Here is a 26,396-nt window from a genome sequence, read left to right as displayed (position 1 = left end):
GCCTCGGGGGTCCCCGCTCCGCCCACCTGCGCTGTAACGCGTGGGTCGTCGGGTGAGGTGCGTGAACGATCTGCGCGCCTGTGCCACTGGTGAGAAGCCGTGCGGAAGGGGGCCATAAAATATCGCCGGATGTGGCGCGCCGCTAGCGCCCGCCGCGGGTCTCGCAAAGCCCGCGGACGCCTAAAGGTTCTGCGCCACGCGGCGCGCCACCCCCCTCGGGGGATGAGTTTCCGGGAGCCATGGGAGCGCTCTTTGACAGTCGCCGTGCGCGATCCACGCGGCGGCAACGATATTGCACGCCAAGTTTTCCGGGCCGGGCGTGAAACGGGCGGCCGAGGCTGCTAGAAGGGAGAGATCGATCCTCTCCGGCGGTGGGCCGGCGAGCGCGAGGAGGGCGAATTGGGGGACGAGGAGCCAAAGAGCCGGGGCAAGTTCATCGGCTTCGTCGAGCGCTACGATTACGCATGGCGTGCGTCGTTCCGCACGCTGCAGCCGGGGGAGGTCTTCTCGCGGGAAGGCGAGTCCGAGGTCTTCGCCAAGGAGGCCGACGCGGTGAAATGGCTGCACACGCAAGCAAGCCAACTGGGCTTCGCGTCCATCGACATCCGGCGGAAAGCCGATACTTGAGGCGAAGCTAGTAGCCGCGCAGCGCGGTGATCTGCTCCAGGCTCAAGCCGCGGATGTCGTCCGCCGTCAACGTCCAAACGCCGTCGCGCTTCGCCTTCTGCTGCGCGGCCAGGAACTTTGTGGTCGGGACCATGGCCTCGGGTTCGGCGGCGAAAGCAGGCGCGGCCGCGATGTTGGCGAGCGCGGGCGCGGGCTTCCGCGACGGCAGCGGTGGCGGGGCGCGGGCCTTTTCGGCGGAAGTGGCGGCCGCCAATCGGCGAGGAGCTGTCCCGAAGCGCAGAAGCGCGGGTTCTTGATCACGGGCGCGCGCTCGCTCACGCCGGCGAACAGCGTGGACTTGCCGCTCGCCCGCACCACTTCGTCCCAACATCCGTACTCGTTGCACCGATTATAGGTGAAGCAGATCGGACAGCTCGTGCCGTTCCGCAGCCGGAACTCGCGCTTGCCTTTGCCGCGCGGTGCCGGGGTCAAGCTTTCCATGCGCTTGGCGAGCTGTTTCAGCTCCTTGGCGATCTTCGTGCAGTTGCGCCCGCGTCTCCCGCTTCGCCGCCGCAAGCATCTTGCTGGAGAGCCGGCGCGAGCGTTTCCGGCGGCACGGAAACGGAATCCGAAAGCACATCGATCTTGGGCACCTCGCCCTCGTGACAAAGCGCCTGCTCGACGCCGACCGGCGGCCGTTGCGCTTTGCCCTCGACCAAGTCCCTGAACTGCTTCTGCAGGCCGATGATGATCGTGTAGTTCCGCTCTTCGCTATAGGGCTTGCCGTCCCGCGCATTGGGTCCGTGGGCCACCAAGATGCCTCTCAGGACGATGCGGCCTTCGCGATCCAGAACCGGCCGTCCGTCCTTCAGTCCGAACACCGCGCCGCCCGAGCCGCCTTCGTCGAGGTCGATCTCGCCGTAGTAGAAGGGGGCTCCGCCGAACATGCCGCTGGAGACGCTTCTGATCTTGCCCTTCGCCAGCACCGGCTCCCGGCTCGAAAGCTTGTTCAGGCTCCGGCGCTGATAGCCGTCGCCGAGAAGATCTCGTCGCCTTCGGCCAGGGACGAATCGGATTTGTTCAGGGCGAAGCCATTGCAGCCTTTCAATGCGCGCTTGAGGCGAACGACGATGAAATCCTCGTTGTTGAGGAAGTAGCCCTTCCGCTGGTCCTTCTCGATGACGATGGGAATGGCGGTGTTTCGCTGGGCGAAGCTGCGGAAGCTGCACCAGCCGGGCGACACGGCGCCGCCTCTGCCTTTGGCAAAGACGTGCTTCGCCGTCACCAGCAGATCCGGCCGCAGCACGCTCGCCGCGGACGCGAAGATCTCGTCGCCGCGGTTGCTGCACACGATCTTCCCCGTGCACGCCATGAGCTGGTCGGTCTCGTCGGCGGACAGCGTGATGCCGAGCTTCGATTCCGCCTGGCTGAGATTCCAGCGCCCGTCGATGAGCTTCTGGGTTCCTTCCTTGGCGTAGATCAGCACGCGATGGAGCAGGGAGATCTGCGCGGAAATCGGCGCGGACGGGGAGCGGCCCGTCATGAGCGGCGATGCTTCCGCCGCGAAGGCGACGATCGCCACCATGGTGGCCGCCAATGCGCCGGCGCCGAGGCCCTGTCTCAAGGTTCTCCCCCTCGGGTGCTCGACCCAGAACGCTCTACTCGCTTACTTCTTCGCATCGACGAAAAGCCGCAATTCCCTCGGCGGCCTTCGGGGGTGAGGGCAAATAAAACAGCAAAGCCGGACCGTTGTCGAGGCAGCGCAAAGCCGGGCTAGGATCGCGGGAGCGGTTCCGTGAGAGGGGCGGCGCGGTGTATGTTTCGAGGGAATCGAGACGTCCGTTCCTGACGGCCGCGGCCCAAGCCTTAAGAGGTGCACCATGACGATGCGCAAAGCCATTGCCCGCCTGATGATCGCAGCCTTGCTGCTGGCCGTTGCCGGTCCGGGGCTGGCGGAAGCCGCGTCGAATTCTCAGGACTCCGGCGTGGTGAAGAAGCAGAACAAGAAGGCCAAGAGCACCCAGGCGAAAAAGAAGTGCGTCAAGACGGCGCCGCCCTTCATGTACAACCCGCGCTTCATGAATAGGGGCTTCTTCAAATGCCGGGGTCAGTAAAGGGCGAGGCACGTGACATTGAGATGAATGTAACTTGCGTTCTGACGATCATCCGTCAGGCTGTGGCCGCCATGTGGTCGCGCTTTCTCATTCTCGCCCTGCTTCTGCTGCCCGCGCCCGCGCTGGCCGACGCGGCGAAGTCCGTCAAGGCGTTGGCGCCGTCGGGGCTGGTTCTGGTGATGGACGACAAGGGCAACGAGCTCGTCGCGCAAAATGCCGACAAGCCCTTCGTGCCGGCCTCCGTCACCAAGATCGTGACCGCCTGGCTGGCGATGGAGGTCCTCGGCGGCGACTACCGGTTCAAGACCCGCTTCTACCTGGACGGCAACCGGGTGCTGTATGTGCAGGGCGGCGGCGATCCCTTCCTGATCTCCGAGGAGCTGGCCCTGCTCGCCCCCCAGCTGGTCGCCGCGATCGGCAAGGAGCCGATCACCGGCATCGTGCTCGACTCGAGCTATTTTCCCGCCGACCTGCGTATCCCGGGCATCGAGGACACCAACGAGGCCTATGACGCGCTGAACTCGGCGCTTGCCGTGAACTTCAACACGATCCACGCCGTACGCAGCGGCAACAGTGTCCGCTCGGCGGAGAAGCAGACGCCGATTACCCCGCTGGCGATCAGTCAGTTCCGGGCCCGCGGTCCAAAGGGCCGCAGCCGTATCAGTCTCGCCCAGGATCCAACGGTGAGCTTGCTCTATGCGGGCGAGCTGATCGCCGCGTTCATCGACCAGGCTGGCGGCAGCGTGAAGGGCGAGATCACGGTCGGATCGGTGCCGCAGGGCTTGGAGCCGGTCTACGTGCACAATCAATCGCGCACGCTGTCGGAAGTCCTGACGCAGATGCTGCTCGGCTCGAACAACTACATCGCCAACCAGGTCTTCCTGGAGATCGGCGCGCAGCGCCTGGGCGGGCCCGTGAGCCTCGAGAAGTCGCTCAAGGTCGCGAACGAGAGCCTCGCCGCGCACGGTCTCGCGGAGGCCATCCACCTCGAGGAAGGCTCGGGCATCAGCCGGGACACACGCTTCACGGCGCGTGGTCTCGCCAAGGTGCTCGATCTCTTCGAGCCCCATGCCGGCCTGCTCAAGGGTGGCCGCGGCTCCAAATACAAGACCGGCACGATGAGCGGTGTGCGCACGCTGGCAGGCTACGCCGATACCGCCAATCACGGACGGGTGCGCTTCGTGATCGCGCTCAGCGGCAACACCGGCACGCTGCGCTATCGGGTGCTGAAGGCCATCGAGCGCGGGCTGTAGCCACGGTTGCGCTCGCCTACTCCCGCACGAAGGTGCCGAGCCCGGTGCGGTCGTAATAGTCGAGCACTACTTTCATCGCCCGCCCGTCCTCACCGAGCGTGAAGATCGCGCCGGCGAGGCCGTTGGCGTTCTCGCCGATGGTCTCGAATGAGAACGTGTCGCCGTCGAAATGGGTGAGCGCGAACGTGGTGGGCGCGCCTTGCGGCCCCATTGACATGGAGAGCTTGCCGCCGTCGGCCGCGACATCGAGCGGACCGTAATAGGAATTGCCGTAGCGGCCCGCATAAGCCGCGAGGTCCTGCGCCGGCTTCGGGCTGGCGGGCACGTCCGTGTAATCCACCTCGGGCGCTTCGCCTGCGTCCATCTGCTCGAACACGGCGCCGAGGAAACCGACCCAGTCCACGGTCTCCCGGCCGTTTTGCGCCACGTCGAGGAAGGCCGCGCCAATCGCTTCGGCCACCCCGATGGGTCGGCCGTTGGTGAGTACGACGATGCCGAGATCCTCGCCCGGCATGAAGGTGACGTTGGTGGCGGCGCCGAGATTGAACGCGCCGGAATGGCCGATACGCACGCGGCCTTCGTCGTCATAGGAGACGTTCCAGCCGAAGCCGTAGAAGCCGGCGCGCGCCGCAGGCGAGCGCGGCGGACCGGGGATCATCTGCGGCTCGTGAGGCGCCGCAAGCGCCTCCGCCTTGACGATCTCCTTACCGTCGAGCGTGCCGCCGCCAAGCTGAAGGCGGGTGAAGCGCAGCATGTCGTTGAGCGATGCGCTGGCGCCGCCGGCAGGCGCTTCCGCGTCTGCGTTGCGATCGTACTTCGCCGCCCAGGTCCCATCGGGCAGGCGTGCGTGGATGTGCGCGCGGTCATCATGGGCGAGATAGTCGGCGTGGCGATAGCTGGCCGTGGTCATGCCGGCGGGCTTGAACAGCGCTTCGTCGGCGAGGTTTTCCCACGTCTCGCCGGCGGCCACCGCGGCGGCGATGCCGCCGGCCGTGTAGCCGAAATTGCTGTAGTGGTAGGTCGACCGGAACGGGTCGAGCGGCTGCTGATCGAGATGGGACAGGATGTAGGTGCGGTCGAAGCCGAGGTCTTCGAGCAGATCGCCCGAGCCGGTGCGTAAGCCGCTGCGATGCGACATCAGATCGGCGATGGTGGCGTTCTCGGTGACGTAAGGATCGTTCAGCGCGAAAGCAGAATTGTAGCTCTTCGCGGTGTCGTTCCATTTGACGGTGCCGTCGCCCGCGAGCTTGGCGACGATGGTCGAGGCGATCGGCTTCGACACGGATGCCAGCAAGAACACCGTGCCGGGATCGATCTTGCCGGACTTGCCCAATTCGCGCAGACCGAAGCCCTTAGCGTAAATCACCTTGTCTTTGTAGACGATGCCGACGGCAGCGCCGGGGAGGCCGGTGCGCGTCATGGCGCGCTCGACGATGCCGTCGAGAGCTGCCTTGGCCGTGCCGATCGCCTCTTCGGTGAAGAGAGGCGGCACGGGCGACACCGGCGCCTTGAGGAGCGATTTATCCGCGTCTTCCGCATGTGCCGGGGCAAGCGACAAGGCGAGCGCGAGGCTCGCGCCCCACAGCAGAGCAAAGGCCCAGCGGCGAACCGACCCCGATGAGCGCTTGAAATTTGACGCAGGCTGAACCGGCATGGACTGTCTCCGAGAATTGGCGCTGGCCACTATTCACCAAGACGCTGGGCGGAGCAAAGCCTCCCAGACGCCGGAATCGCCCTTATTTATGCCTTCCCGGACCGGATCGGGTTTTAAGGAAATCAACAGCATCATGAGCTTCGGTGCAGACAATTGCTCTCGAATCGGCCATGCGTGAGGGGTGATTGGATGGAGCCGGAGCCGCTTAGGGTGTAGGGCTTTCTCTTTTTGGAAGGACGAATCGCATGACGAAATCCGAACTGATTCAGAAAATCGCCGACGACCTCGAGCTGGCCAAGAAGGACGTGAAGGCCGTTCTCGAGTCTTTGGCCAGCGTGGGCTACAAGGAAATGAAGAAGACCGGCGAGTTTCTCCTGCCCGGCTTCGCCAAGTTCGTCGTGGTCAAGAAGCCCGCCACCAAGGCACGCAAGGGCATCAACCCCTTCACCAAAGAGCCGACCGTGTTCAAGGCGAAGCCCGCCCGGAAGATGCTCAAGGTTCGCCCCGTGAAGGCCGCCAAAGACGCGCTCTAGAGCGACGCAGACGAGCAGGTCAACCTCATGACAGACGAAGCAGCGCTGGCGGAGATCGAACGCCGTATTCAGATTGTCGAAGACAATCTCCGCCAGCTCACGGAGCAGGCCGCCGCCTATTCGGGCGCGGCCGACGAAGAGCGCAATGCCGATCGCATTGCCGATCAGCAAGCGAAGCTGGACGCGCTCCTGAAGGAGCGCGAGACGCTGTTGGGTAAGGGCTAACGCGGCAGACGGGCTCGACGGCGGCGCGGTCCGCCGGTATGAGAGCGGTTCCGTCTGCCACCCAACATCTTCCCAAAAGTGCCGAGATCATGAAGAAGTCGAAATACACTCCCGGCGGGTTCAGCCTTGCCGTCAAACGCGCCCGTGCCGGGCGCGGCCTGTTCGCGCAGGAGCCGATCCCCAAAGGCGTGTGCGTCATCGAGTATACGGGCCGCACGCTCGACGAGGAAGAAGAGCTGACCAGCCGCAGCCGCTACCTATTCGAGGTCACGGCCAAGAAAACCATCGACGGCTGGGATAAGGCCAATACGGCGCGCTACATCAACCACTCCTGCCGTCCCAATTGTGAGATCGACATTCACCGGGGACGCGTCTTCGTCATGTCGAAACGCGCGATCAAGCCCGGCGAGGAGCTGGGCTACAATTACGGCAAGACCTATTTCGACGAGTTCATCAAGCCCATCGGTTGCCGCTGTGTGAAATGCATGCCGGAGCCGAAGGGCGGCGCCAAGAAATCTAGCGCCAAGAAACCTAGCGCCAAGAAAGCGGCTTGAGGTCGGCGAGGATCGCTTTCGCCGCGTTGTGACCTGGCGCGCCGGTAACGCCGCCGCCGGGATGAGCGCCCGATCCGCAGTGATAGAGCCCGCTCAAGGGCCCGCGATAGTCGGCAAAGCCGAGCATGGGACGCGCCGAGAAAAGCTGGTTGAGGCTCAGCGCGCCGTGGAAGATGTCGCCACCCACCAGGCCGAAGGTGCGTTCCAGATCGAGCGGGCTCAAAGCCTGCCGCCCCACCACACTCGCGGCGAAGCCCGGCGCGTAAGCGTCGACGGTGGCGATCATTAAATCGGCCACCTCGTCGCGCGCGTCGTCCCAGGATCGGCCGCCGGGGAGTTCCGGCGCCACGTGCTGGCAGAACAGACTGGCCACATGCGCGCCGGGCGGCGCAAGACTGTCGTCGAGCGTCGAGGGAATGACCATCTCCACGACGGGCGCTCGGCTCCAGCCATGGGCTACGGCATCGCGATAAGCGCGATCCATATAGGCGAGGCTCGGGCCGATGATGATGCCGGCGCGTGATGGGGTTGCGCCGCCTTGCCCGGCAGCGCCGTGAAGCTCGGCAGCTCCGATAGAGCCAGGTTCATGCGGAACGAGCCCGAGGCGCATTTGAAATTCCGCATGCGTTGCAAGAAGGCGGGCGGCAAGGCCTCGTCCGGCATCAACTTCGTATAGAGCAGCTTCAGATTGACATTGGCGGCAACCGCCTTGCCGCGAACGATCCGGCCGTCCCTCAAGGTCACGCCCACAACCTTGTCCTGCTCGATCATGACCTCGGCGACGTCGGCGTCGGTTTCGATCTCCACGCCATGCGCGGTGGCGGCCTTGGCCATGGCTTGGGTGATCGCGCCCATGCCGCCAATGGCATGACCCCAGGCGCCTCTCTTGCCGTTCACCTCGCCGAAGGAATGGTGCAGCAGCACATAGGCCGTGCCGGGATCGAAGGGGCTCGCATAGTTGCCGACGATCGAGTCGAAGCCGAGCAGCGCCTTGAGCGGCTCAGCCTCGAACCAATCGGACAGGAAGTCGCCCGCGGATTTGGTGAAGAGATCGAGGAGGAGGCGCTGCGCCTCCGCATCGAGCCTGCGCAAGTCATTGCCGAGCGCCGCGGCGCGCACCAGCTCCCGCAATCCGCGCCAGCCGGAGCCTTGCACCACATTGGGCGGCGCTTTCAGCACGAGATCGCGCAAGGTGTCGGCGACGACGGTGAGCTGCGCGCAATAGTCGTCGTAGCGCTCCGCATCGGCGGCGCTGAACTTGGCGATCTCGGACGTCGTGCGCCCTTCGGCCGCAAGCAGATAGCCGCCGTCGGGGAGGGGCAAGAAGTTCATCGCCGGCCGCTCGACGATCTTCAGCCCATGCCGATGCAAGTCTAGATCGGCGATGACCTTGGGATTGAGCAAGCTCACCGTGTAGGATGCGACGGAGTTGCGGAAGCCCGGATAAAATTCTTCCGTCACGGCGGCGCCGCCAACGACGGCCCGCCGCTCCAGCACTTTCACCGTCAGTCCGGCGCGGGCGAGATAGGCGGCACACACCAAGCCGTTATGACCGCCGCCGATCACCAAGACGTCGAACTTCGAGTTATCGCGGTTGCTGGAAATGGCGTGGGACCTGATTTTCTGAACGATTGAGCGGGGTGAGGCTAGCACAGCGCCGAGATTGCGGTCTTGGCGGACCGCGCCTGGGGCTTAACGGAGTTGCGCCGCCGGAACAGCGCTTCGCGCCGGCTGCCCAAGAACGGTCACAGGTGTGGGCTAAGTCCTCAATTCCAGTACGCAGCGTACGAGGACCGATGCCGGCCGTCGAACAAATCACCAAGATCGTTGCCTTCCTTCGGGCGGAGAACCCGACAGAGGACATTTCGGCAAATCCGGTTGTCAAACACCCGCATAACACCAGCCGAGTCGTCCCTGAGCGCTTGCCGCCGGCGACGATCAAAGAGCTTTCGCAGCTTCAGCCCGCCAGGGCGCTTGCGGCCACCGCCGGCGAGTGGGCCGCAATGGCGGCGGCGATCGCGCTCTGCATGGCTTTCTGGAACCCGTTGCTCTATCTCGTGGCGGTCATGTTCATCGGCGCGCGGCAGCACGCGCTGCTGATCCTCGGTCATGACGCGTCGCATTATCGCTATCTGCCGACCCGCTGGCAGAACGATCTCTTCGCCAATCTCTTCTTGATGTGGCCGAGCTTTGCCTCGGTCGAAGGCTTCCGCAAGTTTCACGGCACCCATCACCAATACACAAATCTCCCGGATGACGGGAACCGGCATATCTGGCGCACCCATGACGCCGCCGGCGAGCTCGCGCCGGATTGGCAGTTTCCCAAGACGCGCAGCGGTCTGGCGCTGGTGCTGCTGCGCCGGGCGGCCTTTGTCACCGGCCTGTTCTGGATCGTTCGCGGCTTGGTGGGGATGTTCCTCATCCCATCACCGCGCTGGATGATGGCGGCGATGTTCGCTTTCTACGGGTCGATCGCGGCGGCGCTGACCTATTTCGGTGGCTGGTCGGCCTTCTTGCTCTATTGGATCGTGCCCTATTGCACCTGGCATATCGCGGCCCAGTACACGCGGCTGATTTGCGAGCACAGTGCGGTGGAGAGCGACGAAGAGGAATACGCGATTACCCGCACCACCATTCCGACCTGGTTCGAGCGGATCTTCATCCTGCCGCGCAATGTCGGCTACCACATCGAGCATCACTGGTATCCGAGCGTGCCCTTCTATCGTTTGCCGGAATTGCACGAGGCGCTGATGGCGCGTCAGGGCTTTCAGTCCAATGCCGTGGTCAGTCACTCGGTCTTGGCGTCTCTCAATGCGTGTGTGAAAGAGGCCGCCGCGCCCAGAGCCGGCGGATCGCAGGCGGAGACTTACGTTCGCTAGGCTTGCGTGCGCTGAGGTTGCTTGCGCATAGAAACAGCATGAGATGGTGAAAAGGGAGTCAGCAATTTCTGCTATTCCCAAGCGTAACCTTTCTCGCCAGCACCATCGCCTTGCCAATCATACTTTTGGTCAGAGGGGTCCAATAGAAAATCGATTCCAGAATCGATTTTGACTTGCCGTCCTTCAGCATACTCCGACTCTCGGCGGGCTTTCCGCCAATCCCGAATCGTCCCTTGGAGGTATGAGGGTTCCGACTTCGATGTGTGGAGCGCGACGTAGGCGCCGCGTCTTAAACCACGCTCGGCGTGATCACTATCGACAACCCACGTTCCAGTCCAAAATGTACCGTCGGGATTTTGGATAACACCTCTTTCGTCGGGACAAACAAAGTGGAACCCGACTACGACTGCACCCTTATTTCTCGTTGACGTCTTGCCGCCACGAGTTGCTGCGCTGCGCGTTGGTCTCCGTCTGGCAAGGTCTACCGCACAAAGCTCGGCCACAGCGTCCTTACAAAGCCGAATTGCGTTCTTCTGAAGCTCTTTCACCTGGTCGGCTGGCAAGGCCGCAATGCGCTCGGCTGTCCATTCGATCATGGGACTACCCTCCGCGGCAGAGCATATTAAAGGATCCGATTCGTCGCTATCCCTTAGCGCTTACCAGGAAAACGCGCGGCGAAGTCCTCGGTGCTGTTGACCTCGGGATAGGGCGTTTGCGGCTTGGGCACGTCGAGAAACGCGCAGAGCCTGTCCCAGCCTTCCGCCGACTCATAGACGAGAAGCCGGTCGGGCGGAACGGTGCGGCGCACCTCGTCGTTGTGGGCGTTGAACACGGCAATGGCGTGAGCCTTATCGAGGCTGCCGCTGAAGCTGTTGTCGACGACGATCTTGTTGACCATCGTCATATGCGCCTGGCGCGCCGGATCGACAGCGTCGCCTCGGGCGAGGGCATCGGCGAAGTCCCGCATCCTGGCGAAGATCGTGCTTGCCGCGCTCGCATACCAGCGTTCCGGATCGCGCACGGTGAGGATGACCTTGGCTTCCGGGTTGGCGGCTACCAGCGTCTTCCAGATGGATACGCCCGGCCAGTCGACGCAAGCCGCGTAGCCCTTGAGGATCAGGCGCCAGTCGTCGCTTTCGGCGCGGGCAATCGCCAGCCACAGAGCGTCGTGCTCGGGACGCTGGCCGGTCTCGATCATATGGTAGCAGGGCGCGAACCCGAGCTGTTCCAAGGCCAGCTTCAGCGACAGCGTGCCCGTGCGGCCGAAACCGGCTCCAATCACCTTCAGCGACATGGCCGCGCTTCCCTCTCGTTGCCGACCTCTGAGTATTTCATCATGTCTCAGAAGGTTACCATGCGCGCGCACGGGTTGTATAAAGGGGGTGCCGCCGGGCGTTAGCGACCTTTACGTGTAAGTGTTTGCTAAGGTGTTTGGAACATCTTCCAGGGTGTCTAGGGAGAAGAGAGTTTGCGGCGGACGTCCGATTACCGAAACGCATGGTTTGCTAGCTGGCCTTGGGCCGTGGTGTTTCTTGCCGCGGTCATAGGGCTCGGCGCGCTCAACTATTTCCTTCTCGTCCCGCTCAAGCAGCGCGCGCTCGACAGCGAAAGCGTCCAGCTTGAGCATGTTGCCGACCTCATCGATAGCTCCGTAACGGCCTTGTTTCGCGAAATCGAGGGCGCCCTGCACGAGATCGAGGCATATGGGGCGAGCCATCCGCTCGGTGACGGCGACGACTATCTCCGCATGGAGACCCAGTCGATCACGGCGATCGCGGCGATCGCCGTCCGCGACGCCGAAGGCAAGATCGTGCGCAGCTCCAGCTCCAAGCCGATCGAGATCGACGATGGCGCGCCCGCCTTCTTTGCGAGGTCGAAGCACGTAGACGCCTTCGCGCGCGGCGACACCGGGTCCGTCTATTATTCACGAGCCATGCGCAGCGGTAACCGCACGGTCATCTGGGTCTCACAGCCGGATTTCCACGCGAATGGCAGTTTGCGCCAAATCATCAGCGCCGCGGTGGACACCCATCACATTGCCGACCGGCTCATGCCGGTGGCCAAGGTTCACGACGACGCCAATACCCTTGTTGGCCGCGACCTTCGTGTGGTGGCGCGAAACCCCTGGATCGCCGAGTTGATCGGAGTGTCGGTGGCGGACTATCCGCTCTACGAGGCGCTGACAGCGACCCACAAGCTTGGCGTTTCACTCCAATATGAGAACCCGTTGACCAAGACGAAGCGGATCGGCATGGCGCAGTGGTTGCCGAACCGTCAGTTCATTGTTTCCGTTTCACGTCCTCTCGATGCAGTGCTCGCCTCATGGTGGCATTCTGCGCTGATCGGGGGGCTTGGTTCCCTTGCGGTGTTGTCGCTGGTCGGTTTGATGTGGTGGATCACGGCGCGCGAAACTGCCCGGCAGCGCACGATCAACGAGGCTTTGCGCGACAGCGAACGCCGGTTTCGGCTGTTGGTCGACGGCGTCACCGACTACGCGATCTATCTGCTGGATCCGGAAGGCCGAGTCGCCAATTGGAATCAGGGGGCCGAACGGATCAACGGCTACAGCGCCGAGGAGATCGTCGGCGAGCATATTTCGGAATTCTATTCGCCAATGGACCGCAGCGCGGACGTGGCCGGCCGCAATCTGGAGCAGGCCAAGAACTGGGGGCGCCACGAGTCGGAAGGCTGGCGGGTTCGCAAGGACGGCAAGCGCTTCTGGGCCAACACCATCCTACAGGCGATCCGGGGCGATCACGGTGAGCTCCTGGGATTTGCCGAAATCACGCGCGACACCACGGAGCGGAAGAAGATACTCAACGAGCTTCATGCCGCCAAGGTGAAGGCGGAACGTGCCGCGGTCGCGAAGAGCGACTTCCTCGCCAATATGAGCCATGAGATCAGAACGCCGCTGACGGGTATCATGGGATACTCCCGGCTGGCCCTCGAATACGGCCATATGTCGAATACGGTGCGCTCCTATGTCGAGCGGGCCTACGATGCTAGCGGCGCATTGCGCATCATCATCGACGACATCCTCGATTTCTCGAAGCTCGAGGCGGGCGAGCTTCGCTTCGAGGTCGCTCCCTTCGCCCTCCACGCCCTTATCAACAGCTGCACATCCATCGTGCGGTTGATGGCGGAGGAGAAAGGCCTCGAGCTCAAGGTGAAGATCGGCGCCGGCGTTCCGGAATGGGTCTTGGGCGACCCGGGTCGCTTGCGACAGGTGCTGCTCAACCTGCTCAACAACGCCATCAAGTTTACGCCCAACGGACATGTCGAGCTCAGGCTCGAATGCGCGTCCAGCGGGGATGCGGCGGTGAGATTGCGCTTCGCCGTGGTCGATACGGGCATCGGCATCAGCGAGGCCGATCAGGAGAAGTTGTTCATCCGCTTCAGCCAGGCGGATTCGTCCGTCGCGCGGAAATACGGCGGTACGGGGCTCGGCCTCGCCATCTCCAAGCGCATCGTCGAGGCGATGGGTGGCGAAGTCGGCGTCGATAGCAAGCGCGCTGTCGGCAGCACATTCTGGTTTACGGTGACGCTCCCCATTGCCGAGCCCCGGCCGAGGAAGTGGAAAAGTCCAAGAGCCATTCCAAGCGGCACCTTCACATTTTGATGGCTGACGATCTTGAGATGAATCGGGAACTGGTCAAACTGCTTCTCAACCATGCCGGCCATGACGTCACGGTCGCCCGCGACGGCGCCGAGGCCATCAAATTGGCGAGAACCCGCCGTTACGACCTGATCTTCCTGGATATCCGGATGCCGGGCATGGACGGGATTGAGGCGGTGCGCCGGATCCGCAAGTTGAGCGCCGAACATGGCGATATCCCCATTGTCGCGCTGACCGCCGATGTGTCGCCGACGCGGTTAGTCCGTTACAAGCAGGCCGGGTTCACCGATCACATTCCCAAGCCCATCGACGCCGACGAGCTTTTGCACTTCGTGGATCGCTGGGCGGCGCGGCTCGACGACGACCTTCCTGCGGCGCCTTGTGAGAGCGCCAACAGCGCCGCGGTCTAACCGTGCCCGAAGGACACCTTCTTTCCGCTGTACCGGTAGGGAACCATTGGCGCGCAGGGCCGGTTATGCCGGTTTGATGCTCGAGGAAGGAGAGGCCATGACCAAGGTGGTCTATAAAATCGTGAAGCACGAGAACGGCTGGGCCTATCAGGCGCGCGGCACGATCTCGGAGCTTTCCCACCCATGACGCCGCTTTGGCTGCGGCCAAGCGCGCCGCCGGGGAGCAGAAAGTCCCCGGCGAGACGGTCGGCATCCAATATGAGACGGCGGACGGCAAGTGGCACGAGGAACTCGATCCTGGGTCGGATCGCCCCGAGACCGCGGTCGAAGACTAGACTTCGAAGCGCCGCTTGCCCATCAGGCCCCGCGCGGTTGACACCCTGCCGCGATCAAGGTCTTTGGCTCTTGGATATCCAACAGGGCAGAGATCGGGGGGACAAATGATACCGTCCTATATTCTCTGGGCGTTGCTCGGCATGGCCGGTTATTCGCTCATGACGCTGTTCGTGAAGCTCGCCGAGCGTAGCGGCAATGTGACGACCTATATGGTGCTCGCGGTGTCGACTACCATCGTCGCCATCTTCGCCATCGGTGTGGTCGCCTGGCGCGGCGAATTGAAAGCTCTGATTTTCGAGTTGGAGACGCCGCCCCTGCTCTGGGCCATCGCCGGCGGCATCGCGCTCACCGTGGCCGTCACCTCCCTGTTCCATGCGCTGTCGCTCGGCCCGGCGAATATCGTGGTGCCCGTCTACGGCATGTTCATTGTCGGCGGCGCGGTGCTCGGCGTGGTCGTGCTGGGCGAAGCGATGCCCTGGCATCGCGTGATCGGGCTGATTGCCGCCGTCGTCGGCGTGGTCCTCATCTCGATCTAGGGGAGCGCGGAGAACGGATGCGAGGAAGCCGAACGTTGAGATTTGTCGCGGCGGCCTTATGGGCTTTCTTCGCCCTCACGGCGCCGCGCGGCGCGTTGGCTTGCGCTTGCTGCACGAACCCGGGTCAGCGCTATGTGGAGGTGGAGGCGCTCGACTCCGGACGCCTCGAGCAAATCGAGAGCGTCCGCTTCGGCAAGGCCGCCATGCTCTTTGTCGGCGAGGCCGATCCTCAGTCGATCGCGGGGATCGCGACGCCGGTCGAACGCTACGACCTTACGGTCGCCTGGGATAAGAGCCGTCCGGGGACGACGCGCGCAGTCTTTGCGCTCGGCAACCAAGAGGGCCGCTCCGGCACGCTATCGCTTGAGCTCCCGAAAAAGATCTCGATCTTCGAGGTCGATCCTCGGGACAGCGCGGATGAAGGGACAGGGCCCACGCTCTATAAGGAGTGGAAGCTCACCGGCGAGGTCACGGGTTGCGACGCGTTCGCAAGTTCGAACGGCCCACGCCAGCGCCTTACGCTGATCCTGCAAGGCCGAGGCAACGCTTGCACAAGCGGGGGAGACTTCACGGCTTGGACCCTCGTGATGCAGGGACCGCGAGCGAACTACGCTCTGTTCGGCGATCTCGTTCCGAGCGAATAGGTTCTCTTGAAGGGGATGGGGCGGCACTCATGAGCACCGCCCCGTTTTTTCGTCAGGACGCGTCGACCAGGACGATCTCGGCATCTTCGAGCGCCCGCACCGTCAGCGTCGTCTCGTTGTCGATGGCGAGGCCGTCGCGCGCACCGACCTTGATGCCGTTGACCTCGACAAGACCAACGGCCGGCACGAGATAGGCGTGCCGCGCGGTGCCGAGCCGATACTCCGCCGTCTCGCCCACCTTGAGCGTGGCGCCGAGAACGCGGGCGTCGGCGCGGATCGGCAGCGCGTCGGTGTCGCCGGCAAAGCCGGACGCCAGCGCGACGAACTCGCCCGAGCGCTCTTCCTTGGGAAACGGCTTGGCGCCCCAAGACGGCTCGCCGCCTTCCATGCCTGGCTCGATCCAGATCTGGAACAGCGTGGTGGGCTCGTCCTCGCGATTGTACTCCGCATGGCGAATGCCGGAACCGGCGCTCATCACCTGCACGTCGCCGGCCTCGGTGCGGCCGGTGTTGCCCAGGCTGTCCTCATGGGTGATCGCGCCTTTGCGCACATAGGTGATGATCTCCATCGCCGCGTGCGGATGGGGCGGAAAGCCCGTGTTGGGAGCGATCTCGTCGTCGTTCCACACCCGGAGCGCGCCGTGGCTCATGCGCTTCGGGTCGTGGTAGCGGGCGAAGGAGAAATGATGCTTGGCCTTCAGCCAGCCATGGTCGGCGCCGCCAAGTGTGTCGAAGGGTCTGAGCTCGATCATCGCAAACCTCCTAACTCTTTTGACTGTGCCTAGGCGTTGAAGCCGCCATCGACGGTCACTGTCGTGCCGGTAATGTAGCCGGCGGCGGGCCCCGCGAGGAACGTCACGAGAGCCGCGACCTCCTCGGGCTTGCCGAACCGGCCAAGAGCGGTACCGGCGATCAGGGCGTCGTGCAACTCGCCATCGGCCGGGGCCATGTCCGTCTCGATGGGACCGGGAGCCACGGTGTTCACGGTGATGCCCTTGGGTCCGAGATCCCGGGCCCAGCCCCGGGTGTAACCGAGAAGCGCGGCCTTGGTGGCGCTGTAATCGGCGGCGCCGGGAAAGGGCGTCGCGTCGCCCACGACCGAGCCGATGGAGATGATGCGGCCACCGTCGGTCATGAGCGGCACGGCGGCACGTACCGCGGCGACCACCCCGCCGACATTGACGGCGAACATCCGGTCGAGGTCGGCGAGATTGTTGGCGCGATCATGCACCTGGCCCATGGCGAACATGCCGGCATTGTTGACGAGAATGTCGAGGCGGCCGAAGCGTTGCGCAACCGCAGCGACGAGCGCGTTCACCGCGCCGGTATCGGCTTGATCGGCCTTGAAGGCTTCCGCGCGGACGCCCTTGGCGAGAAGGTCTTGGACGACGGCCTGGGCCTTGTCGGCCGAGGCGGCGTAGCTGATGGCGACATCGGCGCCGTCATCGGCCAGAGCGCGGGCGATGGCGGCGCGATCCCGCGCGAGCCACCGGTGACGAGGGCAACCTTTCCAGTGAGCGTCTTAGACATGGTCCGTACTCCCGTTGATGAATTACGTAGCGAACGCTACATATGTACCTGGACCCTGACCGTCAAGAGCATTATATAGCGAGCACTACAAAGATGGGAGGTGATAGGGAATCGGAGAACCAAGAGGAGACGGCGCCGTGGCGATTGGCCGCCCGCGAACATTCAACAAGGAAGAAGCTCTCGACCAGGCGCTGGAGGTGTTCTGGCGCAAGGGCTACGAGGGCGCGAGCATTTGCGACCTGACCGCCGCCATGGGCATCAATCCGCCGAGCTGTATGCCGCCTTCGGCAACAAGGAGGCGCTGTTCCGTCAGGCGCTGGACCGCTATTCGGAGACCAAGGGCGCGCTGGTCCGGGAAGCGCTTGCGGCACCCAAGGCCCGCGACGCCATCGCAGCACTTCTGCGCGGCACGGCCCAATCTCTTGCCGATAAGTCGAGCCCGGCCGGCTGTCTTCTAGTCCAAGGCGTCGCCGCGCCGGCGATCACGCTCAATGTATCCAGGAAGAGCTCAGCAACAGGCGCGCGGCCAACCAGAAGGTGATATGCGAGCGTCTGCAGCGCGCGCAAAGCGAGGGGGAGCTTCCGCCCGACGCCGATCCCGCGGAGCTGGCGCGCTATGTCTCGACAGTGACGCAAGGCATGGCGATTCAGGCCGCCGCCGGCGCGACCGGCAAGGAGCTTCAGCGCATCGCCGACATGGCGATGCGGGTCTGGCCCGGCTGAGGCGTTCACGCGCGGTTTGCCGTAAGGCGAGGGTGGTCTGGCCTGATCCTCAGAATCGCGGCATGATTTTCCCCATGAAGACGTTCCCGATAGCGGCTTTGGGATTGATGCTCACCGCTTGGCCCGCACTGGCCGAGCCGCAGGTGGAAGCGGGCGATCCACTGTCGCCGTGCACCGCCGATAGCAAGGCCGCCAAGAGCAACGACGTTCCGGCCGATCAATCCGGTGCGCAATGGGGCGTGGAGATCGCGTCGTCCTTCGACAAGCAAAAGTCGCTCGATGCCTTTGCCGAGGCCAAAGACAAATATTCCGACATTCTCGGGGACTACAGCCCCACCATCGTCGAGGTGTGCGATCTGAGCATGGGAACCGATCTGCGCTATTCCGCCCGGATCGACCTGGACAAGCGTGATGCCGCAGACAAGCTCTGCGACAAGCTGCAGGCGGCGGGCGGCGCCTGCGTGGTCCTCAAGAACTAGCGCTCCGCGCTTCAATTTTCTCCGGATGGACCTCCCCGCGCCGATGGCTCAGAGTGGCCGCATGATGGGCGCCTTGCAGGCTCTATGTGTCGCCACGTGGCTTGTGCTCGGCCTGCACGGCGCGCAGGCGGCGGAGGCCTTCGTCATCACTGGTGTCGCCGCCGGCCTCAAAGCCGCAGGGTTTGCCGCGGCCGGGCCGAAGCCCTTCGTGGATACGGTCTGCCCGCTGATGCAGCAGCAGGCCGAGGCGCGCGGACTGCCGCCCATGCCCTTCGTGCGGCTGATCTGGCGGGAGAGCCGCTTCAACCCGAACGCGGTCAGCCCCAAAGGCGCGCAAGGTATCGCCCAGTTTATGCCCGGCACGGCGGACGACCGCGGTCTCGCCGATCCGTTCGAGCCGAAATCGGCGATTGTCCATTCGGCGAGCCTGCTGGCCGATTTGAACAAGGAGTTCGGAAATTTCGGTCTGGCGGCGGCGGCCTATAACGCGGGCGAGGAACGGGTGAGGGGCTGGCTTGCGGGGAACCGCCTCCTTCCCGGGGAGACGCGCCGCTATGTGATGTTCGTAACCGGGCGCGCTGCCGAGGAATGGAAGCTGCCGGAGACTGAGTTGCCGGAGTCGCTCAAGACGATGGGCGACACGGTGCAGGAGTCTTGCAAGAGCCTGGCGCCGCTCGTGGTGCGGGCGGTGTACGAGACCGAGCCGCTGACCGCCAGCGGGGCATGGCGTCCGTGGGGCGCGCATGTATCGAGCGCGTTTTCCAAGGCCAAGGCGCTCGCCCAGTTCGCGCGGTTGAGGCGACAGCATGTTTCGGTGCTCGGCGACCGGGAGCCGTTCGTGACGCCGGCGCGCAATCTCAGCCGTGGCCGCCGCGCGATGTATCAGGTGCAGATCGGCGCCGACAGCCGCGCCGACGCGGGCAAGATTTGCGCGGAGCTGAGGGCCGCCCGGCGGCGCCTTGCATCGTGCAAAAGAACTGAGCGACCGCCCCCACGCGGGAGGCGGCCGCAATCCGTCCTAGAAGGACATGGTGGCGTTGGCCCAGAGCGTGCCGTCACGCTCGAGTTGATAGCCGTTCACATCCTCGTCGACCGGCTGGAGCCATTCGGCGCTGAGCCGCAGGCCCTTGAGCGAGCCGCTCGGCACTACGGTGTTGACGCCGAAGCCGATGTCCCAATAGCGGCCGCCATAGTTGAACTGGAGGTCGGGCGGGCTCGAATGGTTATGCGGCCCGTTGTAGTGGCCCTCGATCTCGCCCTGCTCGGTGTAGAGAGCCCGGAGCGAGGCGGAGATCCAGTTGGCGAAGCGATAGCTGCCCCAGCCAGTGGCCTGGACCACGTCGCCGAGGCGATAGCCGCTGTCGTTCTCCTCCTCCATGCGGATGACGCCCAGAACTTGCGCGCCCCAGGCGAAGCGGTCGGCGCGGCCGGTATAGGTAAGGCTCGGGATGAAGTCCCAAGTGCCAGAGCCCGGCTGCATCATGTAGTGGGTGAAATTGCCGTTCATCTTCTTGTCCACGTCGCCGGTCGGCGCGCTGAACATCGGCGAGAACTGCAAATGATAGCCCGGACCGTCGGCGATCTTGAGCTCGGGGCCGAAGATCGTGTCGCCCCAGCCTTCGGTGCCGTGGGAATGGCTGCCGCTATGCATGTGCGCACCGTGCTCATCCATCGGCATGTCCATGTCCATGTGATCCATATGGCCCATGCTGCTCATGGAAGACGTGAGCGGCCGCATGGTCATGTCGTGGCTCATATACATGGGCATGACCATCAGGGTCATCCAGTCGGTCGGCGCGTACATGATGTCGAGCATGTACATGTTCATGGCCATTTCGCTGGGCGTCGAGCTGCAGGTGTGCGGCGTGCAGCCCTTGTCGATGATCTCTTGGTCGCTGGCCTTGTCGGAGCCGTGCAGCATGTCGCCGCTGGCGCTCGTATAGGCATAGCGGAAGCCGATCATGAACTCGCCGGCCTTGTGCATGTGGTCGAACATGACGCCGGCCGGCGCATGCTGGTCGGCGAGCGGGCCGGTGCCAGTATCCGAGTCGGCCTGAGCCGTGCCCGGTACGGCCGCGAGCGCCGCACCTAAGCCAAGAGTAAGCGCCGATACGCCGGCGCGCAGATATGAAATACGCATTTTAGTAGCCCCCCGATGGGCACCGGCCTGGAAGCCGGGCATGCCCCTAGTTGGATTCTTGCTTGGAATGTCGCGCAGCCTCGGCGGACTTCGAGTCCGAAGATGCCGTCATGAAAGACGAGGGCTACGCTGAAGGACTAAGCGAGGGGAGGGGCGCGGGGCTGGGCCGAATGGTGCTTGCCCGGTCTTGCCGAGGGTGCGTCGAGGCGCGGTCCGGCAATGGCAATGACCGTCGAGGACGGCAACGGTATCCGGGCCAAGTCCGGCAAAATGCCGCCGCAGCCGCTGCCGCAACCTTGGCGGCAGGACATGTGACAGCACTGGCAATCGGGCTTTTTATTGGCTGGTCCGGGCTGTTCCGGGCTGACGACCGTGCCCCGGGAGGTACAGAGGATGTTGCTCTGTGGGCCCGAGGTGAGCGTTGCGGCGTGCAGGCCGGAGGTGAACGGCACGATGATGGCCTGGAGCAGAATTGTCCAGACCACGACAAGGCCGATCAGATCTCTTTCTTTGCGCAGCCAACCCATAACAGACTTGGATATGCCTCCCGCCGGGCACTGTCAAAGCCCGGGTACGTCCACGTTGTCTCACCCTAGACATATGGGCCTTGGTATATAAGGGTTTTTCGAACCAGCCGATCGCAGGATTCGAGGAACGGGAACCAGGGGCCCATGCTGAAGATCTACGAATTTCTCGCTGGCGAGCTCAAAGTCCAAACCGGCAAGCCGAGGATCACGGCCGAGGCCGTGTGGATCGACCTTCTCAATCCCACAGCGGACGAGGAGAGCAAGGTCGAGAAGTCGCTCGGGATCGATGTGCCAACGCGCGAGGAGCAGCAGGAGATCGAAGTCTCCGATCGCCTTTATCACGAGGACGGCGCCTATTTCATGACGGCGACACTGCTCTACCAAGGTGAAAACGCAGCAGCCACGACGACGCCGGTCAGCTTCATTCTCGCCGGCACGAGGCTGCTCACCGTCCGCTATGCCGAACCGCGCGCCTTCGACATCTTCTTGGCGCGGTGCAACCGGTCGGAGAGCGATCTGTCGACTGGCCCCGCGGTCCTCATGGGTCTGCTCGACACGATCGTCGACCGGCTGGCCGACTTCATCGAGCGGATTCAGGCCGAGGTGGAGCTGCTGTCACATTCGGTGTTCGAGAATCATGGCGCGGCGTCGTCGCGCCAGCGCCGCTTCGACGTGTTGTTGCGGTCGATCGGGCGCGAGGGCGAGGTCGCCTCGAAAGCTCGGGAGAGCGGTCACTCGCTCGGCCGGCTCGTGACCTTCCTGTCTTACGCCGTGAATGAGCGCAAGGACGGCAAGCCGATGCAGACGCGCGTCCGCACGGTGGCCCGCGACGTGACATCGCTGACCGATCACGCCACCTTCTTGTCGGGGAAGATCATCTTCCTGCTCGATGCGACGCTCGGGATGATCAACATCCAGCAGAACGACATCATCAAGATTTTCTCGGTGGCGGCGGTGGTCTTCCTGCCGCCGACCTTGATTGCCTCGATTTACGGCATGAATTTTCACACTATGCCGGAGTTGGATTGGATTTTCGGCTATCCGTTCGCGCTCGGGCTCATGGTCCTATTCGCCGTGTTGCCTTATATTTATTTCAAACATAAAGGATGGCTCTAGTTTGGACTTGCGTGGGGCGCACCGTCTCGCCACATTACGGCGATACCATTCAATCCAGCTATTCCAGTCACACCCCCCAACCCTCGGTAAGGAGGAAGGATGACCCGACTTATCATTTCCAGTTTCGTTGCGGCGTTTTTCGCGGCCGTCATGCTCCTGCCGGTGTCGGCCTCGGCCGGCTCTTTCGGCATCACGAGCAGCACCGCGAACGAGGCGTCGCTTGTGAAGGAAGCCGGCTGGCGGAATCGCCGCTGGTGGCGCAGCAACGGCTACGACACCGAAGTCGATGCGCCGACCACGTCCGTGCGGACGAACAACCGTGCCACCGATGTCGAGGCGCCGTTCACCTCGGTACGGACGGGCGCGCGCGGCACGTGGGTTCGCGCGCCGTTCGTGAATCTTTGGGTGCCCCGCGACTAAGCGCTTTCGGACACCGTAGGACCTTTGCGAAAGCGCGGGCGAAAGCCCGCGCTTTTTCTTTAGCTGCCGGCGAGAAGGTGCAGGGCAAGTGCCGCGGAGGCGGTTGCCGCCAGCGTCGCCATGATGCCGAGACGGAGCCAAAGCAGCAGGACGGCGGCGAGCACGGCCAGCAGGGCGGCTACCGGGTCGAAGCTGGCGAGTTCCGGCATCCATAGACGAAACGGCCCGTGCTCGACGGCGTCCACGCGGCCGAAGATTACGTGCAGCGCGAACCAGACGCTCAAATTCAAAATCACGCCAACCACGGCGGCGGTGACGCCGCCCAGCGCGCCGGCGAGCTTGGCGTTCGAGCCGAGCCGCTCGATATAAGGTGCGCCAACGAAGATCCACAGAAAGCACGGGGCGAAGGTCGCCCAGAGGGTCACCGCCGCGCCCAGCAACCCATAAGCAAGCGGCGGGCCGCCGCCATCGCGATACGCGGCGAGAAAGCCGACGAACTCGGTGACGAGGATCAACGGGCCGGGCGTGGTCTCGGCGAGGCCGAGCCCATCCAGCATCTCGCCCGCGCTTAGCCAGCCATAAGTCTCGACGGCTTGCTGCGCCATGTAGGCCAGCACCGCGTAGGCGCCGCCGAAGGTGACCACGGCGAGCTTGGAGAAGAACAGCGCGATGTCGGCGATCACGTTGTCGGTGGCCGGTCCGAACAGGGCGGCGACGGCGGCGAGCGGCAAGATCCAGATTGCGAGCCACAGTAACGCGGTGCGCAGCGTCGCGGCAAAGGATACGGGCGGCGCGCTGAGCGGCTCGGGCAGGCTTTGCGGGAAGATCAGCGCGAGCACAAAGCCGATAAGCGCGGCGGCGGCGATGATCAGCGGAAAGGGCGCGGCGAGGAAGAAGATGGCGAAGAAGGCGGCCGCTGCGATGACCCAATCATGCGGGCGGTGCAGCGCCCGCCGTGCCACCTTGATCAGCGCCTCGACGACGATGACCAACACGGCGGCCTTGATGCCGACAAAAGCGGCGGTGACGAGCGGTGCCTGCCCGAACAAGGCATAGGCCATGCTGAGCGCCAGCACGACGAGGGCGCCCGGCAGCACGAATAGGAGCCCGGCTGTGAGCCCGCCGATTGTGCCGTGCAGCCGCCAGCCTACATAGGTGGCGAGCTGCATGGCCTCCGGTCCGGGGAGCAGCATGCAGAAATTGAGCGCATGCAGGAAACGCTGCGCTCCGATCCAGCCGCGCTCATCGACGAGGATGCGGTGCATCAAGGCGATCTGGCCGGCCGGGCCGCCGAAGGACATGACGCCGATCTTGGCCCAAACGGGCAGGGCTTCGCGAAATGTCGGCTCGGGCCGGTCGGGGGTCACATCCATGGCGGTCAAGTCCTAGAACCTCGGCCCGCGACGGGCAATCCATGCGGGCTGCTGGCTGACCGGCGAATCGCATGATACCGAAAGAGCAGGAGGGTATAAGGCGACATGACAACGGCGCAGTTGATTCAGGTGGCGGTGTTTCTGGCTGCCGCCGCCATTGCTGCCCCGTTCGGCCGCACCCTCCGCATCGGTTCGGTTCTCGGCTACCTCCTCGCCGGCGTGCTGATCGGCCCCTATGTGCTCGGCCCGCTCTACGCCCTCGACAATGTGGACAAGGTTCTGCATTTCGCCGAGTTCGGCGTGGTGCTCTTGCTGTTCGTGATCGGGCTCGAGCTACGGCCGATCCGCCTCTGGTCCATGCGCTCGGCCATATTCGGTCTCGGCGCGGCGCAACTCGTGGCCACGGCCTTCGTACTGGCGGCGATCGGGGCGGGGCTTGGTCTGGCCTTGAACCAGGCGCTGTTCATCGGTCTAGCGCTGTCGCTATCGTCCACCGCCTTCGCCCTCCAAGTGCTGGAGGAGAAGGGCGAGCTCACGACGCGGCACGGCCGTCTCGCCTTCTCCGTGCTGCTGTTTCAGGACCTCGCCGCGATTCCGTTGATCGCTCTGGTGCCGCTCTTCGCGCTCGGGGCGGCCGAGCCGAGCATGGATCTCGGCAGCGCGGGCATCGCGATCATGACCATCCTCGGGGTGATCGTCGCCGGCCGCTTCCTGCTGAGCCGGCTCTACCGGGTCGTCGCCTCCACGGGCGTGCGCGAGGCGATGACGGCGACGGCGCTGCTCACGGTGGTGGGCGTGGCGGTGATCATGCAGGAGGTGGGCCTGTCGGCGGCGCTCGGCTCGTTCATCGCCGGCGCGCTGCTCGCCGATTCCGAATATCGCCATCAGATCGAGGCGGATATTGCGCCGTTCGAGGGGCTTCTGCTCGCGGTGTTCTTCATCGCCATCGGCATGTCCATCGATCTCGGCGTGCTCGTTGCGCGGCCCGGGGCGCTCGTGGCCATCGTGGCCGGCCTCGTCACCATCAAGGCGGCTATCCTGTATGGGCTCGGGCGCTGGTGGGGCATCGGCGATGCGCCGTCGCGGCGCCTCGGCATCGTGCTCAGTCAAGGCGGCGAGTTCGCCTTCGTGCTGTTCTCGGTCGGGGTGTTCGAGGGCGTGATCGGCCGCGACATGGCAAGCCTTCTCACACTGGCGGTGACCGTCTCCATGGCGGCGACGCCGCTTTTGCTGCTCGTCGACGATCTGGTGTCACGGGCACTCAAGCCCGACGCGCCGGATTACGAGATGCCGCCCGAAGGCGACCGGCATGTGATCATCGCCGGGTTTGGACGTTTCGGCCAGATCGTCGCCCGCGTCCTGCGCGCGCGGCACATCCCATTCACCGCGCTCGACACCAGCATCGCCCAGGTCGACTTCGTCAAGCGCTTCGGCGCCAAGATCTATTACGGCGATGCGGGCCGGCTCGACATCCTGCGCGCAGCGGGCACCCACAAAGCGCAAGCCTTCGTGCTGGCCATCGACAATGTCGATGCCTCGTTGCGTGTCGCCGAGGTGGTGCGGCAGCACTTCCCGGATCTGCCGATCTACGCCCGGGCGCGCGACCGCATCCACGTGCACAAGCTCATGGATCTCGGTGTCACCATCATCGAGCGCGAGACGTTTCTCGCGGCGCTCGAGCTGACCAGTCAATTGCTGCGTGGGCTGGGACTGAAGCCCGCCGAGGCCAAGCGGCTCATCGAGACGTTCAAGCGTCACGACGAAGGGCGGCTGTACGAGGCCTACAAATATTACACGGACACCGAGAAGATGCGCGCCAACGCGCTCACCGCCGCGGTCGAGCTCGAGGAGCTGTTCGCCAAGGACGTGGAAGACTTCCGCGAGGAGGGGCCTCCGCCTAGCGCACCGACGCGAGATGATCGAGAATCATCCGATTGAGCTCGGCCGGGTGGGTGAAGGGGCTCATATGGCCGGCACCCTTCAACACTTCCACCTTGGCGTTCGGCAGAGCACCGCCCAGCAGCTCGACGACGGCGCGGGTGGGGCTGCGCGTCTTGCCGCCGACAATCAGCAGGGTCGGCGCGGCGATCTCGGCGTAGTCGGCAAGCGTCGTTTGCGCGTCGATGGCGATGGAGAATTCCAGCGCGACCTTCGGGATCGTCGTGGCGATGGCGTTCTTGAAGCGCTCGGGTGAGAGCCACCAGCGCCAGCGGCCGAGCCAATAGCTCATGAAGGCGGCGGCGGCCTTGCGGTCGTCCCCCTTGGCCACGGGGTCGAGCACGGAGATGCCGAGCTTCTCCACCTCCTTCCATTCCGGGCGATCCTCGAGCCGCAAGAGGTGGAACGACACCGGCTCGACCAGGGTCAAGCTCTTGACGCGAGCGCCGAGCTTGCGGGCGGCTTCGAGCGCCAGCGCCGCGCCATAGGAATGGCCGACGAGATGGAGCGGGCTTCTGGTCTTCTTGGCCAGACCCAACAAGACCTTCACGTCGGCCTCGATGCTGAAGGGTTTATCGATCGGCCATGGGTCGGACTGGCCGTAACCGATGAAGTCCGGCGCGAGCACGCGCCAATCCTCCTTCAGCGTCTCGATGAGCGGCAGCCACTCCTTGTGCGAGGCGCTGGAGCAATGGCCGAGCATGGCGCACGGTCCCTTGCCCTCGTCGAGATAGGCGACGTCGATGCCGCTGACGGTAAGATGTTTCACCGGTTTCAAGGTTCCCCCGCGC

Annotated in this window: 26 protein-coding genes and 4 pseudogenes; 18 read left to right on the top strand and 12 right to left on the bottom strand. The window is 64.2% G+C overall.

The genetic code is table 11. The features are described from left to right. Positions 1–399 precede the first annotated feature (399 nt). Positions 400–627, top strand: a complete 228-nt coding sequence (locus tag AUC69_RS12965) for a hypothetical protein (protein ID WP_069442512.1) — start codon at positions 400–402, stop codon at positions 625–627. A gap of 7 nt (positions 628–634) precedes the next feature. Here AUC69_RS12965 and AUC69_RS12960 read toward each other — a convergent pair whose 3' ends face one another. The 3 genes from AUC69_RS12960 to AUC69_RS12950 form a co-directional block, all read right to left on the bottom strand. Continuing rightward, positions 635–880 carry a hypothetical protein gene (locus tag AUC69_RS12960; RefSeq protein WP_069442511.1) on the bottom strand — a complete coding sequence of 82 codons (246 nt, stop codon included), beginning with the start codon at positions 878–880 and terminating at the stop codon, positions 635–637. A 244-nt stretch (positions 881–1,124) separates the two neighbouring features. Then, a complete protein-coding gene (locus AUC69_RS12955; protein WP_069442510.1) occupies positions 1,125–1,592 on the bottom strand; it encodes a hypothetical protein in 468 nt (155 codons plus the stop codon). Between the two features lie 23 nt (positions 1,593–1,615). Beyond that, entirely contained in the window at positions 1,616–2,230 is a 615-nt protein-coding gene (locus tag AUC69_RS12950) for a hypothetical protein (protein ID WP_141700791.1), read from the bottom strand. Between the two features lie 256 nt (positions 2,231–2,486). On the opposite strand from AUC69_RS12950, the gene AUC69_RS12945 reads away from it, so the two are divergent. Beyond that, a complete protein-coding gene (locus tag AUC69_RS12945) occupies positions 2,487–2,720 on the top strand; it encodes a hypothetical protein (RefSeq protein ID WP_069442508.1) in 234 nt (77 codons plus the stop codon). Between the two features lie 23 nt (positions 2,721–2,743). Next, the gene (locus AUC69_RS12940; RefSeq protein ID WP_141700790.1) at positions 2,744–3,973 is read left to right on the top strand and encodes a D-alanyl-D-alanine carboxypeptidase/D-alanyl-D-alanine-endopeptidase; all 1,230 of its coding nucleotides are present in this window, start codon (positions 2,744–2,746) and stop codon (positions 3,971–3,973) included. A gap of 16 nt (positions 3,974–3,989) precedes the next feature. Here the strand turns inward: AUC69_RS12940 and AUC69_RS12935 are convergent, their stop codons facing one another. After that, positions 3,990–5,627 carry a serine hydrolase gene (locus AUC69_RS12935; protein WP_069442507.1) on the bottom strand — a complete coding sequence of 546 codons (1,638 nt, stop codon included), beginning with the start codon at positions 5,625–5,627 and terminating at the stop codon, positions 3,990–3,992. Between the two features lie 245 nt (positions 5,628–5,872). On the opposite strand from AUC69_RS12935, the gene AUC69_RS12930 reads away from it, so the two are divergent. The 3 genes from AUC69_RS12930 to AUC69_RS12920 all read left to right on the top strand — a co-directional run bounded on the left by AUC69_RS12930 (position 5,873) and on the right by AUC69_RS12920 (position 6,939). Then, positions 5,873–6,160, top strand: a complete 288-nt coding sequence (locus AUC69_RS12930; RefSeq protein ID WP_069442506.1) for an HU family DNA-binding protein — start codon at positions 5,873–5,875, stop codon at positions 6,158–6,160. A gap of 27 nt (positions 6,161–6,187) precedes the next feature. After that, the gene (locus AUC69_RS12925) at positions 6,188–6,385 is read left to right on the top strand and encodes a hypothetical protein (protein WP_069442505.1); all 198 of its coding nucleotides are present in this window, start codon (positions 6,188–6,190) and stop codon (positions 6,383–6,385) included. Between the two features lie 89 nt (positions 6,386–6,474). After that, positions 6,475–6,939: an SET domain-containing protein gene (locus AUC69_RS12920; protein ID WP_069442504.1), complete on the top strand. Its 465-nt coding sequence runs from the start codon at positions 6,475–6,477 to the stop codon at positions 6,937–6,939. Here the strand turns inward: AUC69_RS12920 and AUC69_RS12915 are convergent. Next, positions 6,917–8,544 (bottom strand): annotated as a pseudogene (locus tag AUC69_RS12915) (phytoene desaturase family protein). The gene AUC69_RS12920 and the pseudogene AUC69_RS12915 sit on opposite strands and share 23 nt — an antisense overlap. A gap of 191 nt (positions 8,545–8,735) precedes the next feature. On the opposite strand from AUC69_RS12915, the gene AUC69_RS12910 reads away from it, so the two are divergent. Beyond that, positions 8,736–9,818: a fatty acid desaturase family protein gene (locus AUC69_RS12910; protein ID WP_069442503.1), complete on the top strand. Its 1,083-nt coding sequence runs from the start codon at positions 8,736–8,738 to the stop codon at positions 9,816–9,818. 649 nt (positions 9,819–10,467) lie between these two features. Here AUC69_RS12910 and AUC69_RS12905 read toward each other — a convergent pair. Beyond that, positions 10,468–11,112: a sulfotransferase family protein gene (locus AUC69_RS12905; protein WP_069442502.1), complete on the bottom strand. Its 645-nt coding sequence runs from the start codon at positions 11,110–11,112 to the stop codon at positions 10,468–10,470. 228 nt (positions 11,113–11,340) lie between these two features. Here AUC69_RS12905 and AUC69_RS12900 point away from each other — a divergent pair, with 228 nt between their 5' ends. From AUC69_RS12900 to AUC69_RS12880, 5 genes are all read left to right on the top strand, one after another. Then, positions 11,341–13,437: an ATP-binding protein gene (locus AUC69_RS12900; protein WP_069442501.1), complete on the top strand. Its 2,097-nt coding sequence runs from the start codon at positions 11,341–11,343 to the stop codon at positions 13,435–13,437. A gap of 17 nt (positions 13,438–13,454) precedes the next feature. Then, complete coding sequence (locus tag AUC69_RS12895; protein ID WP_158008116.1) at positions 13,455–13,844, top strand: response regulator; 390 nt, start codon at positions 13,455–13,457, stop codon at positions 13,842–13,844. Positions 13,845–14,038: 194 nt separating this feature from the next. Continuing rightward, complete coding sequence (locus AUC69_RS19815) at positions 14,039–14,179, top strand: hypothetical protein (protein WP_425283538.1); 141 nt, start codon at positions 14,039–14,041, stop codon at positions 14,177–14,179. Positions 14,180–14,284: 105 nt separating this feature from the next. After that, positions 14,285–14,716 (top strand): EamA family transporter, encoded by a 432-nt coding sequence (locus AUC69_RS12885; protein ID WP_069442499.1) that lies wholly within the window; start codon positions 14,285–14,287, stop codon positions 14,714–14,716. Positions 14,717–14,751: 35 nt separating this feature from the next. Continuing rightward, positions 14,752–15,360 (top strand): hypothetical protein, encoded by a 609-nt coding sequence (locus AUC69_RS12880; protein WP_141700789.1) that lies wholly within the window; start codon positions 14,752–14,754, stop codon positions 15,358–15,360. A 52-nt stretch (positions 15,361–15,412) separates the two neighbouring features. On the opposite strand, the gene AUC69_RS12875 is transcribed toward AUC69_RS12880, so the two are convergent. Then, entirely contained in the window at positions 15,413–16,111 is a 699-nt protein-coding gene (locus AUC69_RS12875) for a pirin family protein (RefSeq protein WP_069442497.1), read from the bottom strand. Positions 16,112–16,140: 29 nt separating this feature from the next. Then, positions 16,141–16,889 (bottom strand): annotated as a pseudogene (locus AUC69_RS12870) (SDR family oxidoreductase). 137 nt (positions 16,890–17,026) lie between these two features. Here AUC69_RS12870 and AUC69_RS12865 point away from each other — a divergent pair. The 3 genes and pseudogenes from AUC69_RS12865 to AUC69_RS19435 all read left to right on the top strand — a co-directional run. After that, a pseudogene (locus tag AUC69_RS12865) lies at positions 17,027–17,612 on the top strand (TetR/AcrR family transcriptional regulator). A gap of 107 nt (positions 17,613–17,719) precedes the next feature. Next, entirely contained in the window at positions 17,720–18,091 is a 372-nt protein-coding gene (locus AUC69_RS12860; protein WP_141700788.1) for a hypothetical protein, read from the top strand. Continuing rightward, a pseudogene (locus AUC69_RS19435) lies at positions 18,024–18,557 on the top strand (transglycosylase SLT domain-containing protein); the annotation flags it as partial. The gene AUC69_RS12860 and the pseudogene AUC69_RS19435, both read left to right, overlap by 68 nt. A gap of 552 nt (positions 18,558–19,109) precedes the next feature. Here the strand turns inward: AUC69_RS19435 and AUC69_RS12845 are convergent. Next, positions 19,110–20,231 carry a transporter gene (locus tag AUC69_RS12845; RefSeq protein WP_069442493.1) on the bottom strand — a complete coding sequence of 374 codons (1,122 nt, stop codon included), beginning with the start codon at positions 20,229–20,231 and terminating at the stop codon, positions 19,110–19,112. A gap of 137 nt (positions 20,232–20,368) precedes the next feature. Further along, positions 20,369–20,758: a hypothetical protein gene (locus tag AUC69_RS17150; RefSeq protein WP_141700787.1), complete on the bottom strand. Its 390-nt coding sequence runs from the start codon at positions 20,756–20,758 to the stop codon at positions 20,369–20,371. Between the two features lie 144 nt (positions 20,759–20,902). Between AUC69_RS17150 and corA the strand changes: the two genes are divergently transcribed. Both corA and AUC69_RS12835 read left to right on the top strand, forming a co-directional pair. Then, the gene (corA, locus tag AUC69_RS12840; RefSeq protein ID WP_069442492.1) at positions 20,903–21,874 is read left to right on the top strand and encodes a magnesium/cobalt transporter CorA; all 972 of its coding nucleotides are present in this window, start codon (positions 20,903–20,905) and stop codon (positions 21,872–21,874) included. Between the two features lie 99 nt (positions 21,875–21,973). Then, positions 21,974–22,294: a hypothetical protein gene (locus tag AUC69_RS12835; RefSeq protein ID WP_069442491.1), complete on the top strand. Its 321-nt coding sequence runs from the start codon at positions 21,974–21,976 to the stop codon at positions 22,292–22,294. A 59-nt stretch (positions 22,295–22,353) separates the two neighbouring features. Here the strand turns inward: AUC69_RS12835 and chrA are convergent, their stop codons facing one another. Beyond that, a complete protein-coding gene (gene chrA, locus AUC69_RS12830; protein ID WP_069442490.1) occupies positions 22,354–23,667 on the bottom strand; it encodes a chromate efflux transporter in 1,314 nt (437 codons plus the stop codon). Between the two features lie 105 nt (positions 23,668–23,772). On the opposite strand from chrA, the gene AUC69_RS12825 reads away from it, so the two are divergent. After that, on the top strand, positions 23,773–25,605 hold the full coding sequence (locus tag AUC69_RS12825) for a monovalent cation:proton antiporter-2 (CPA2) family protein (protein ID WP_069442489.1): 1,833 nt from the start codon (positions 23,773–23,775) through the stop codon (positions 25,603–25,605). Here AUC69_RS12825 and AUC69_RS12820 read toward each other — a convergent pair. After that, complete coding sequence (locus AUC69_RS12820; protein ID WP_069442488.1) at positions 25,565–26,374, bottom strand: alpha/beta fold hydrolase; 810 nt, start codon at positions 26,372–26,374, stop codon at positions 25,565–25,567. The genes AUC69_RS12825 and AUC69_RS12820 overlap by 41 nt on opposite strands. Positions 26,375–26,396: the final 22 nt, after the last annotated feature.

The organism is Methyloceanibacter superfactus (genome assembly GCF_001723305.1).
GTDB lineage: Bacteria > Pseudomonadota > Alphaproteobacteria > Rhizobiales > Methyloligellaceae > Methyloceanibacter > Methyloceanibacter superfactus.
This window is presented reverse-complemented; position numbering and strand designations above follow the sequence as displayed.